This is a genomic window from Streptomyces sp. WI03-4A (assembly GCF_033792105.1).
Classification (GTDB): domain Bacteria; phylum Actinomycetota; class Actinomycetes; order Streptomycetales; family Streptomycetaceae; genus Streptomyces; species Streptomyces collinus_A.
In genome coordinates this window covers 94,811-106,547 of the sequence record NZ_JARAUO010000025.1, presented here as the reverse complement: position 1 = coordinate 106,547, position 11,737 = coordinate 94,811, and the positions used below count along the sequence as shown (strand labels likewise).

Below are 11,737 nucleotides of genomic sequence, written 5' to 3'. Positions count from 1 at the left end.
GCATGCGGAAGATACTCGTCGTCGGAGCCGGCCAGTCCGGTCTCCAGCTCGCCCTCGGCCTGCAGTCCCACGGCTACGAGGTCACCCTGATGTCGAACCGGACCGCGGACGAGATCCGCTCCGGCCGGGTCATGTCGACGCAGTGCATGTTCGACACGGCGCTCCAGCACGAGCGCGACCTCCAGCTCAACTTCTGGGAGTCCCAGGCCCCGAGGATCGAGGGGCTCGGCGTCTCGGTCGCGGCCCCGGGCTCGCACGACCCGGGGCCCACCCAGCGGGCCATCGACTGGGTGGGCCGGCTGAACGGGTACGCGCAGTCGGTCGACCAGCGGGTGAAGATGGCCGGCTGGATGGAGACCTTCGCCCAGCGCGGCGGCCAGCTCGTCATCCACGGTGCCGCGGTCGGCGACCTCGACTACTTCTCCCGCGCCTACGACCTCGTCCTGGTCGCGGCCGGCAAGGGCGAGCTGGTGTCGATGTTCGCCCGGGACCCGGAGCGCTCCCCGTACACCGAGCCGCAGCGCGCGCTGGCGGTGTCCTACGTCCACGGGCTCGGCCCGCGCCCCGAGCACCCGGACTTCGACGCGGTCCGCTGCAACGTGGTCCCCGGTGTCGGCGAGCTGTTCGTCATGCCGACGCTGACCACGTCCGGCCGGGCCGACATCCTGTTCTGGGAGGGCATACCCGGCGGCCCGCTCGACGTCTTCGGCGGCGTCAAGGACCCGGCGGAGCACCTCTCCCTGACCCTGGAACTCATGGAGAAGTTCACGCCCTGGGAGTACGCGCGGGCCACGAAGGTCGAACTGACCGACGCCGGGGGCACGCTGGCCGGCCGGTACGCGCCGACCGTCCGCAACCCCGTCGGCCGGCTGCCCGGCGGCGGACTCGTGCTCGGCGTCGCCGACGTGGTCGTCGCCAACGACCCGATCACCGGCCAGGGCTCGAACTCCGCGGCCAAGTGCGCGGCCGCGTACCTCGGCTCCATCCTCGAGCAGGGGGACAAGCCGTTCGACGAGGAGTGGATGCGGGCCACCTTCGACCGTTACTGGGCCACCGCCCAGCACGTGACCAAGTGGACGAACGCCATGCTGGCGCCGCCGCCGGAGCACGTCCTGAACCTGCTGGGCGCCGCGGGCGGGCTCCAGCCGGTGGCCGACCGCTTCGCCAACGGCTTCGACGACCCGGCCGACTTCGAGAACTTCTTCTACGAGCCGGAGCGCACGGAGGCCTACCTGGCCTCGGTCGCCGGGGCCTGAGCGGCGGAGCCGTCCGGTCGTACGGCGCCGAGCACCGGATAGGACGCCAGCGGGGAGACCTCCACCTTCTCGCCGGGCCTCGGCGCCTCGACGACCTCGCCGTCGCCCACGTACATCGCCACGTGGGTCGCCTCCGGGAAGTACACGACGAGGTCGCCGGGGCGCAGCTCGCGCAGCGGGACCCGCTTCAGCCGGGCCCACTGCTCCTGGCTGGTGCGGGGGATCGGGGTGCCCGCCTGCCGCCACGCCCGGGACGTCAGGCCCGAGCAGTCGAAGGACTCCGGGCCCTGGGCGCCCCACCGGTAGGGCTTGCCGACCTGGCCGAGGGCGTAGCGGACGGCCCGGTCGCCGCCGCGGGACGGCGGGCGGTCGTCGCCGCCGAGGGCGCCCGAGGCGGTGAGGCCGCGCTGGGCCTCGGCGACCGAGTTCCGCTCCAGCCTGGCCACCGCGCCGAGCTGTTCGGGTGTGAGGGTCGCCAGGAGCCGTTCGACGTCGGCCAGCCGGGCCCGCACGTCGTCGCGCTGCTTCCTCTGCCGCCCGGCGAGGGTGAGCCGGGCGTCCAGCGCCCGGCGGGCCGCGCGGGCCAGTTCGTCCCGCTTCCGCTCGGTCCCGGTGAGCCGGGTCATGGTCTCGGCCCGTTCGCGGGTCAGCCGGCCGATGACATGGCCCTCGTCCAGCGCGTGCTGCGGGTCGCGGGCCAGCAGCAGCCGCAGGTAGGCGGAGAAGTCGCTGCTGCTCTGGTACTGCTGCCGGGCCAGGCGCCCGGCGTCGGTGCGGCTGCCCTGCAGGGCGAGCCGGGCGCGGGCGAGTTCGCCGTCGAGCCGGGCCACCTCCGCCTGCTGCCGCTTCAGCCGCTCCGCGGTGGTGTTGTAGGTCTCGGTCGCCTGCTCGGCCTGCCGGTACAGCCGCTGAAGGTCCGTCAGCAGTCCGGAGACGGACCGCGGCGCGGGTTCGGCCACCGCGGGCACGGGCGCGAGGACCGCCTGGGCCGCGACCGCTGCCGTACAGGCCAGGCGCACGAGCACTCCTGACACGTCATCACCTCCGGTGCGGTACGGGCGGACCCTCCGCCCGCTTCCGCACGGTGATAATCAGACGTGTCGGTGTGCCGTGTGGAGCATGCGTACGCCGTCCGGCGCAGCCTTCTCACCCGGTCGGGCCGCCCGGCTTGCCGGACGGCGTGGCGTCCTTCCTGGCCCACGGCCATCTGATCCGGCCGCTGCCGCTGCCGCCCTCGGGGTCGTAGCGGTACTTCCAGCCCCGCACCACGCCGGTCCGCCTGCCGTACGCGCGGGCCACGCGGCGGTAGACGAGCACCGTGGGCGGGCCGCCGGCCGCGTCCGGGACGGGGATGCGGTACGTCTTCGGGGGGTGGCCGGTCATGCCCAGCAGGACGGGCAGCACGCGCCCGTCCATGGGGCCGCCCTCGAAGGGGGTGTCCTGACTCTTCACACCCTCAGTCTCGGCCATCCCCGGCGAGCGTGCCGACGAGGGCCGCGGTCTGCGGGTCGCGGGCGGCGGTCACCGTGAGGACCGCCACGAACTGCTCGACCAGCCAGTCGCGCAGTTCGCCGGCCTCGGGCTGCTTGCCCTCGTCCAGCCAGATCAGCGAGGCCGCCTCGACGGCCGTGATCCACATCCGGACGGTCATGCGCAGCCGCGGTCCGGGGTCGCGGACGCCGAGGTGGCCGAGGATGTGCTCGGCGGCGGCCCGGCGCACCCCGTCCACGATGGCGGTCGTCCGGGACGTCTCCACCACGCTGCCGCCCTGGAGCAGCGCGCTGAAACCGGTGTCGTGCCCGTCCACGAAGGCCAGGTAGCGGTCGAGCGCCCGGGACAGCCGGGGCAGCAGCCGGCCCTGGCGCGGCTCGTCGAAGCACTGGCGCAGCTCCTCGGCGGCCGACCGCAGCGCGGCCTCGTAGAGCTGCTGCTTGCCGCCGGGGAAGTAGCGGTACACGAGCGGGCGCGAGACCCCGGCCGCCTCGGCCACGTCGTCCAGCGAGACGTCCTCCGGCGCGCGGTGCGCGAAGAGGGAGAGCGCGGCGTCGAGGAGCTGGCTCCGCCGCTCCTCGACACTCAGCCTGCGGTAGGCCGGGACGGTGGGGGTCATGGGGTTCAGCGTAGTCGGCCCCGGTGCCGGCCGGTCGTGGCCGATCACGCCGTTCCTCGCGGCCGCCGGCTTATCCGGCGGCCGGAATCCGCCTGGACGGCGCGTCTCAGGCCAGGAGGCCCGAGGAGCGCCACAGCCGCCGGCCGACGCCGCGCAGGACCCCGATGTCGTCCAGGAAGTCGGTCAGCCGCTTCGCCCCGCTCTGCATGACCTCCCGCCGGTGCCCGCTGGCCTTCACCTGGACCATCGCCTCACGCCTGTCCAGGCCCACGTTGGTGTAGACGTCGGGGTTGACGAAGGCGACCGAGAACACCCGGGCGAACTCGCCCGAGGTGACCCGGGTGAACTCCTGCGACCACTTGGGCGCGGTCAGCATCTGGCGCCGCAGCTCCTCGCGGGCGTACCGCACGTGCCGGGCCTCCTCGACCACGTGGATGCGCGTGACCCCGCGGATCAGCGGCTGCACCCGCTCGTCGGGGAACGTCAGCCGCTGCATCCAGTCCAGCACCTCCTCGCCGAGCAACGTGGCCGTGAAGGAACCGGGGGTCGTGGAGATGGTCTTGAACAGGCGTCCGAGGTTCTGGTGCGCCCGGCTCACCGGGTACCAGGGCGCGTCACCGCGCTCGATCAGCCGCGCGAACATCTTGGAGTGCCGGCACTCGTCCTCGATCTCGGTGAGGGCGTAGCGCACGTGCGCGCTCGTCGCCGCCTTGTCGTAGATGTGCCGGCACAGCAGCTGCATCAGGATGATCTCGAACCAGATGCCGAGCGAGGCCAGTGCGGCCGCCTCGTGCTGGGAGAGCAGGATCCGCTGCTCCTCGCTCATCCGCCGCCACATCGGGGTGCCGTACAGCGAGACCAGCTCCGGCGGCCAGAACCACTTGCCCTCCTCGAAGGGCGCGTCCCAGTCCAGCTCCTTGTCGGGGTCGAAGGAGTGCTTGGCGGAAGAGACGAGCAGCCTTTCGGCCACCTGTTCGCGGTCCTTGAGCAGGCCGAGCGCGTCGCGCAGTCCGTCGAGCGCGTCCGCTTCCGTCAGGGTCGTCATGGCTCCCTCACCTCGTTACCCGGGGGTACGTCGTCCGCCTCTTATGAGACTGCGTGTCAGCAACGCCGTCAATCCCTCGCGCATGACTTGTTGACTCACCGTCTACGTGTGACTCTGCGAGGTATGCCGAGCCACGACCTGTACACAGACGACCCCGGAAGCTCCCCGTGGCAGGTGCCCGCGTCCGGCGCGGCCCGCTTCAGCTGGGAGTACGACGAGGGCCGCGACCGCCTGCTAGCCCTCTACCAGAAGGGCAAGGACAAGCAGTGGGACGGGCAGCGGCGCATCGACTGGGAGCTGGAGGTGGACCCCTACGACCCGCTGGGCACCCCCGAGGAGGCGATGTCCCTCTACGGCACCCGGTACTGGGACAAGCTCACCGACCGGGACAAGGGCGAACTGCGCAAGCACTACGCCTCCTGGCAGTTCAGCCAGTTCCTGCACGGCGAACAGGGCGCGATGATCTGCGCCGCCCGGATCGTGGAGTCGGTGCCCGACATGGATGCCAAGTTCTACTCGGCGACCCAGACCATGGACGAGGCCCGGCACGCCGAGATCTACGGCCGCTTCCTGCACGAGAAGATCGGCATGCTCTACCCGATCAACGACAACCTGCAGTCCCTGCTCGCCGACACCCTGCGCGACAGCCGCTGGGACATGCCGTACCTGGGCATGCAGGTGCTGATCGAGGGGCTCGCCCTCGCCGCGTTCGGCATGATCCGGGACACCACCGACAAGCCCCTGCCCAAGCAGATCCTGGCCTACGTCATGCAGGACGAGGCCCGGCACGTCGCCTTCGGACGTATGGCCCTGCGCGACTACTACCGGCAGCTCACCGACGCCGAACTGCGCGAGCGCGAGGAGTTCGTCATCGAGGGCTGCTACCTGATGCGCGACCGGCTGCGCGGGGTCGAGGTGCTGGAGAACTTCGGCATCCCGCGTGCGGAGGCCGAACGGATCAGTGAGGACTCGGAGTTCCTCCAGCTCTTTCGCAAGCTCCTCTTCAGCCGCATCGTGCCCTGCGTCAAGGACATCGGGCTGTGGGGCAGACGGCTCCAGCAGGCCTACCTCGACCTGGGCGTGTTCGAGATGGGTGACGCCAGCCTCGACCTGCTGATGACCCAGGACGAGGAGATCGCCGAGCGGCTGGACGCGGAGCGCTTCGCCGCCGAGGAGCGGGAACGGGTGGCCGAGGTGCGGGAGACCATCGAAGCAGCCGGCGAACCGTCCTGAACGTCACTCAGGTGCAGTAACGTGCTGGCGTGTCCATGCCTCCGCCGCCCCAGCCGCCGCAGTACCCCTACGGTCAGCAGCCCCCGCAGACTCCACCGCCGCCGGGCCCGTACGGCTCCCCGTACCCCCAGCAGCAGCCCTACCCCCCGGCTCCCGGGTCCTACCCGCAGCAGCCGTACCCCGCCTGGGGCATGCCCCCGATGGGCCCGCCCCCGAAGAAGAGCCGGGTCGGGCTGGTGCTCGGCATCGTCGGCGGAGTCGTCGGACTGGTCGTGCTCGGCGTGGTCGCACTCGCCCTGATCGGGCTGAAGGTCGAGCACGACTTCCCGGCGGCCAAGAACAAGCTCACCGCGCCCCGGACTCTGGTGGACGGCAAGTACGAACTCACCCAGGACCTCTCCGGCACCGAGGGCCAGAAGATCGAGGACGAGGTCGACGGCGCCTGGGACGCCAAGGTCACCGACTCCGTGGTGGCCCGCTACGGCGTGGGCGGCAACGACGGCCGGGGCAGCCTGGTGATCTCCGGCCTGTACGGCCGCTTCCAGAACACGGCCGACGGCCGCGCCAACATGCTCAAGGGCGCCGGCAAGGCCGACGGCGTGACCGTCGTGGAGCCCGCCAAGGACGTCACCCCGCCCGGCACGGACACCACCATCAGCTGCGAGGTCGTCACCGAGAACCACTCCGGTCTGAAGGCCACCTACCCGGTCTGCGCCTGGGCCGACGGCAACACGGCCGCCATGGTCGGCGAGATCGCCCCCGGCGCCCTGACCGCCGACCCCGCCGACGTGGACCTCGAAGCGGCGGCCCGGCTCACCGCCAAGGTCCGCTCCGAGACGGTCCGGCCGATCGGCTGACCACCGCCCGCCGGGACCCGGGCGGGCGCTGACCACCGCCCGCCGGGCCCGGGCGGGCAGCGACCACGGCCCGCCGGGGCCCGGGCGGGAGCCGACCACCGCCCGCCGGGGCCCGGCCGGGCCCTCGGCTCACAGCCCGAGCACCGCCCGCATGACCTCCCTGGCGATAGGCGCCGCGTCCCCGCCGCCGCTGATCTCCCCCCGGTCCGCCGAGGCGTCCTCGACCACCACCGCGACGGCGACCTTCGGCTCCGGGTCGTCGTCGCCCTGCGCCCAGGACACGAACCAGGCGTACGGCACCCCGGCGTTGCCCAGACCGTGCTGGGCCGTCCCCGTCTTGCCGCCCACCGTGGCACCGCGGATGGCCGCGTTGGTCCCGGTGCCCTCCCGGACCACGTCCGTCATCAGCTCCCTGAGCCGCACCGCCGTCGACGGGCGCATCACCTGCCGCTCGGGCCGCAACCCGCCGCCCGCGACCGTCTCGCCGCCCCGACGGGTGGTGCGCTCCACCAGGTACGGCGTCCGCAGCCGCCCGTCGTCCGCGACCGCCGCCGCGACCATCGCCATCTGCAACGGCGTCGCCCGGGTGTTGTACTGCCCGATCGACGACAGCGCCAGCTGCGCCTTGTCCACGTGCGTGTCGAAGGTGCTCGGCGCCACGGCGAACGGCACCCGCAGCCGGGTGTCGTTGAAGCCGAACGCCTGGGCCGTGGCCGCCATGTCCGTCACCCCCACGTCCACGCCCAGCTTCGCGAACACCGTGTTGCACGACCACGCGAAGGCGTCCCGCAGCGTGGTGTCCCGGCAGCCGTCGCCCTCGTTGGTCAGCCGCGTGTCCGTCCCCGGCAGCCGGTAGGGGTCGGGGGAGCGGGTGCGCCCGTCCAGATCCGTGACCACCCCCGCGTCCAGCGCCGCCGCCGCGGTGACCACCTTGAACGTCGAACCCGGCGGATAGGTCTGCCGCACCGCCCGGTTCAGCATCGGCTTCTCCGGATCGTGGTTCAGCCGCGCCCACGCCGAGGCCGCCGCCTCACTGTTGCCCGACAGCTCGGCGGGGTCGTACGACGGCGTCGACACCAGCGCCAGGACGCGGCCCGTGGCCGGCTCGATCGCCGCCACCGCGCCCTTGCGCCCGTGCAGCCCCCGGTACGCCGCCTGCTGCGCCTTCCGGTTCAGCGTCGTCACCACGTTCCCGCCGGGGCTCGCCCGGCGCGTCACGTCGTTCCACAGCGGCAGCGGCGCGAGCATCGGGTCGGTGCCGGAGAGCACCCCGTCCTCGGCGCGCTCAAGGAACGTGGTGCCGTACAGCTGCGAGGCGAACCCGGTCACCGGCGCGTACAACGGGCCGTCCCGGTAGGTGCGTTCGTAGCGCAGCTGCTCCCCGGTGTCCGTGGAGCCGGTGACCGGCTCGCCGCCCACCAGGATGTCGCCCCGGGGCTGCTGGTAACGGGCGATCGCCGGGCGGCGGTTGGCCGGGTTGGCGTCGTAGGAGGACGACTGCACGAGCTGCACCCGGGCCGCGTTGACCAGCAGTGCCACCAGCAGCAGCACGCAGAACGCGCAGGCGTGCCGGATGTACCGCGCCATCGGCCGGCCGTTGCCGTACTCCGTCACGGGGCCTCCTGCCCGTCGTACTGGCTGCGCGCCGAGTCGCTCACCCGGATCAGCAGCGCCACGATCGCCCAGTTGGTGACGACCGAGGAGCCGCCCTGGGCGAGGAACGGCATCGCCATGCCGGTCAGCGGGATCAGGCCGGTGACCCCGCCCGCGATCACGAACACCTGCAACGCCAGGATCGAGGACAGCCCGACCGCGAGCAGCCGCCCGAACGGCTCGCGCAGCGCGAGCCCCGCCCGGTAGCCGCGCTCCACCAGCAGCGCGTACAGCAGGATGATCGCCGCCAGGCCCGCGAGCCCCAGCTCCTCCCCTGCCGTCGCCAGGATGAAGTCCGACTTGGTCGCGAAGCCGATCAGGATGGAGTGCCCCAGCCCGAGCCCGGTGCCGAGCAGCCCGCCCGCCGCGAACGCGAACAGCGACTGGGCGAGCTGGTTGGGCCCCAGCCCGGCCTCGATGGTGGCGAAGGGGTGCAGCCAGTCCTCGATCCGGCCGTTCACGTGCGGCTCCAGACGGCCCACGGCCACCGCGCCGAGCACCGCGAGCATCAGGCCCACCGCGATCCAGCCGGTCCGGCCGGTGGCTACGTACAGCAGCACGACGAACTGCCCGAAGAACAGCAGTGAGGTGCCCAGGTCCCGCTCCAGCACCAGCACCCCGACGCTCAGCAGCCAGATCGTCACGATCGGGCCGAGCACCCGGCCGGTGGGGAACTGGATCCGCCACAGCCGGCGGCCCGTGTAGGCGAGCGCGTTGCGGTTGGCGGCCAGGTAGGCGGCGAAGAACACCGCCAGCAGCACCTTCGCGAACTCGCCCGGCTGGATGGAGAAACCGGCGATCCGGATCCAGATGCGGGCCCCGTTGACCGCAGGGAACAGGATCGGCAGCAGCAGCAGCGCCAGGGCCGCGACCACGCACACGTACGAGTACCGCTGGAGCACCCGGTGGTCGCGCAGCACCAGGACCACGGCGATGAACAGGGCCACCCCCAGCGTGGACCACACCAGCTGGGCGGGGGCCGCCCGGTCGCCCGGCGTCTCCAGGTCCAGCCGGTAGATCAGCACCAGGCCGAGGCCGTTGAGCAGCACCCCGATCGGCAGCGGCAGCGGATCGGCGTACGGCGCCCGGATACGGACCGCGACATGGGCGAACAGGGCGAGCACCCCGAGCCCGGCACCGTAGCCGACGGCCCCGGGCGGCACGGTACCGCTGCGCGCCAGGCCCACCGCGCAGTAGCCGTACACCGACAGCAGCACGGCCAGCACGATCAGCGCGAGCTCGACGCCACGGCGCCGGGGGAGGCGCACGGCGCGGGCACGTTCCCGAGGTGTCGCCACGGCGGTTCCGGCCTTGGTCATGTCCGGAACCTACCGAAATGACCGAGCCCGGCCGGACAGGCGCCCCGGAGTCACGGGGCACCGGCGGGGCGGAGGGCCGCGGTGCGGGGCGGGTCCGGCTCGGGTGCGGTGCCGGCCGGTGCCTGCGGCGGGGCGAGGGCAGCGGCCGGTCGCGGGGCCGCCCAGGGCCCCGCTACTCGCCTTCGGCTCCCGGCAGGGCCAGTACGGCGACCGCGCCGCCGTCCACCGCGTTGGTGAACGTCAGCCGTGCGCCCAGCACCTCCGCCTGTCCGACCGCGATGGTCAGCCCCAGCCCGTGCCCCTTCGCCCCGCCCTCGGTGCGGAACCGCTGCGGGCCGTGCGCCACCAGGTACCGGGGATAGCCGCCGCCGTGGTCCCGCACGGTCACCTCGGGCCCGTCCACGGTCAGCACCACCGGCGGGGCCCCGTGCTTGTGCGCGTTGGCCACCAGGTTGCCCAGCACCCGCTCCAGCCGCCGCCGGTCGGTCTCCACCCGGACGTCCCGCACCACCCGCACCTCGGTGTCCGTCCCCGAGGCCCGCACCACCCGGCCCACCAGTGCGCCCAGCTCCTCGGTGTCCGCCTCCAGCCGCTCCCGCCCGGTGTCCAGCCGGGAGATCTCCAGCAGGTCCTCGGTGAGCGTCCGCAGCGCCGCCACCCGGTCCCTGACCAGCTCGGTCGGCCGCCCCGGCGGCAGCAGCTCGGCCGCCGCGTGCAGTCCGGTCAACGGAGTCCGCAGCTCGTGCGCCACGTCCGCGGTGAACCGCTGCTCGCTCAGCAGCTTGCCCTGCAACGACGCGGCCATCGAGTCCAGCGCGGCCGCCACCACCGCCACCTCGTCCTGCGGGCGCGTCGGGTCCTTCGCCCGCGGATCGTTCACCCGCGCGTCCAGATCGCCCGCGCTGATCAGCCGGGCCACCCGCGCGGTGCCGTGCAGCCGCCGCGTCACCCGGGTCACCGCGAACGCGCCGACCAGCACCGTCGCCCCGATCGCCAGCGCCGACGACCACAGGATCGACCGGTCGAGCCCGGCGATCGTACGGGACTGCTGCGCGTAGTCGACCTCCACCGCCAGCGCCCGCCGCCCGTCGGCCGGGCCCGCCGCCCACATGATCGGCCGCCCCTGGTCCGAGGTCACCATCGTGCCCCGCGCCCCGGTCAGCGCCAGCGCCCGCAGCCGCGCCGGCAGCCCCCGGGAGTCCACCCCGGCACCCGGCGGCAGCGCGTCCCCGGCCTCGTACGCCTGCGTGGCGTCCTGCAGCCGGGACAGCGCCAGGTCCCGGGCCTGCCCGACGGTCTGGTCGGTCACCGACACATGCACCAGCACCCCGAGCAGTGCGGCCAGCGCACAGCACATCACCGTGATGAACGCGGCCGTCTTCACCGCGAGCGTCCCCGCCCACCGCGGCAGCGCGAGCCTCACCGGAGGCCCCCCGAGGGGGAGGCGCCGCCGGACGTGGCCCCGGGGGAGGCGCCGGCCGTGGCCGAGGAAGACGCGCCGGCCGTGTCCGATGCCGAGGGAGAGACGCCGGCCGTGGCCGACGGGGACGGCGCGTGGCTGTGCCGGCCCCGCCCGGTGCGCAGGAACTCGTCCCGCGAGAACACCATCGCCCGCCGCTCCGGGTCCCAGGTCCAGGTGGTGCGGTACTCGTACCCGGTGATCCCCGCCGCGGAGCGGACGATCACCGCCCGGCCGGCCAGCTCGACCCCGAGGATCGCGTCGTTGTCGGCGAGCACCTGCACCAGCCGGTGCTTGTCCACCGCGTACACCCGCACCGCCGTCTGGTTCGTCGGGTACAGCCGGAAGCCCAGCGTCATGTCGGCCCGGCCGTCCCCGGTCAGATCCCGGTAGTACGCCTTCAGCAGCGGGCAGCGCGCCCGGTTCCCGCCCGGCGCGCACTCCTTCATCCGGTCCACCGTCGCGTGGTACGTCCCCTTCGACCCGTAGTCGGACGGATGCGCGGCGAACTCGGCCCGCACCACGTCCACCGGGTCGACCTTCCTGATGTCGTCGTCCGGCACCGCGACGCCCTTGACGATCTCCGTGCTGCCCTCGTCGTACGCGTACGCCGGACTCGACGCCGGCCGCAGATCGGGCCACAGCCGCGCCGGGCTCACCGCGGTCGGGGTGGCCCCCGCGCCCTCAAGACCGCCCGCGTCCCCGCAGGCCACCGCCATCACCGACAGCAGGGCGACGGCGGCCGCGACGACGGCGGCGCGCACGGGACGACGGGCTGGCACGGTGCTCCTGGGACTGGCGGGAT

The 11,737-nt window shown here is 73.3% G+C and carries 11 protein-coding genes; 3 read left to right on the top strand and 8 right to left on the bottom strand.

What is annotated here, in order from left to right; all coding sequences use genetic code 11:
* The first annotated feature begins 2 nt into the window (after positions 1-2).
* Positions 3-1,256 (top strand): styrene monooxygenase/indole monooxygenase family protein, encoded by a 1,254-nt coding sequence (locus PV343_RS24195; protein WP_319149045.1) that lies wholly within the window; start codon positions 3-5, stop codon positions 1,254-1,256.
* Here the strand turns inward: PV343_RS24195 and PV343_RS24190 are convergent.
* From PV343_RS24190 to PV343_RS24175, 4 genes are all read right to left on the bottom strand, one after another.
* The gene (locus PV343_RS24190) at positions 1,229-2,290 is read right to left on the bottom strand and encodes a C40 family peptidase (RefSeq protein ID WP_319149044.1); all 1,062 of its coding nucleotides are present in this window, start codon (positions 2,288-2,290) and stop codon (positions 1,229-1,231) included. The two genes, PV343_RS24195 and PV343_RS24190, sit on opposite strands and share 28 nt — an antisense overlap.
* 112 nt (positions 2,291-2,402) lie before the next feature.
* Positions 2,403-2,726, bottom strand: coding sequence for a hypothetical protein (locus tag PV343_RS24185; RefSeq protein ID WP_319149043.1), 324 nt, complete (start codon positions 2,724-2,726; stop codon positions 2,403-2,405).
* On the bottom strand, positions 2,713-3,366 hold the full coding sequence (locus tag PV343_RS24180; protein ID WP_319149042.1) for a TetR/AcrR family transcriptional regulator: 654 nt from the start codon (positions 3,364-3,366) through the stop codon (positions 2,713-2,715). The genes PV343_RS24185 and PV343_RS24180 overlap by 14 nt, the downstream gene beginning before the upstream one ends.
* A gap of 106 nt (positions 3,367-3,472) precedes the next feature.
* A complete protein-coding gene (locus PV343_RS24175) occupies positions 3,473-4,411 on the bottom strand; it encodes a diiron oxygenase (RefSeq protein ID WP_319149041.1) in 939 nt (312 codons plus the stop codon).
* A gap of 123 nt (positions 4,412-4,534) precedes the next feature.
* Here PV343_RS24175 and PV343_RS24170 point away from each other — a divergent pair, with 123 nt between their 5' ends.
* Positions 4,535-5,644, top strand: coding sequence for a ferritin-like domain-containing protein (locus PV343_RS24170; RefSeq protein ID WP_319149066.1), 1,110 nt, complete (start codon positions 4,535-4,537; stop codon positions 5,642-5,644).
* Positions 5,645-5,679: 35 nt separating this feature from the next.
* Positions 5,680-6,501: a hypothetical protein gene (locus tag PV343_RS24165; protein WP_319149065.1), complete on the top strand. Its 822-nt coding sequence runs from the start codon at positions 5,680-5,682 to the stop codon at positions 6,499-6,501.
* 129 nt (positions 6,502-6,630) lie between these two features.
* Here the strand turns inward: PV343_RS24165 and PV343_RS24160 are convergent, their stop codons facing one another.
* The 4 genes from PV343_RS24160 to PV343_RS24145 all read right to left on the bottom strand — a co-directional run bounded on the left by PV343_RS24160 (position 6,631) and on the right by PV343_RS24145 (position 11,714).
* The gene (locus PV343_RS24160; protein ID WP_319149064.1) at positions 6,631-8,088 is read right to left on the bottom strand and encodes a penicillin-binding transpeptidase domain-containing protein; all 1,458 of its coding nucleotides are present in this window, start codon (positions 8,086-8,088) and stop codon (positions 6,631-6,633) included.
* 23 nt (positions 8,089-8,111) lie between these two features.
* Positions 8,112-9,473, bottom strand: a complete 1,362-nt coding sequence (locus tag PV343_RS24155) for an FtsW/RodA/SpoVE family cell cycle protein (RefSeq protein WP_319149040.1) — start codon at positions 9,471-9,473, stop codon at positions 8,112-8,114.
* A 172-nt stretch (positions 9,474-9,645) separates the two neighbouring features.
* A complete protein-coding gene (locus PV343_RS24150) occupies positions 9,646-10,896 on the bottom strand; it encodes a HAMP domain-containing sensor histidine kinase (RefSeq protein ID WP_319149039.1) in 1,251 nt (416 codons plus the stop codon).
* On the bottom strand, positions 10,893-11,714 hold the full coding sequence (locus PV343_RS24145; RefSeq protein WP_319149038.1) for a hypothetical protein: 822 nt from the start codon (positions 11,712-11,714) through the stop codon (positions 10,893-10,895). Before PV343_RS24145 ends, PV343_RS24150 begins: the two co-directional genes overlap by 4 nt.
* Positions 11,715-11,737 lie beyond the last annotated feature (23 nt).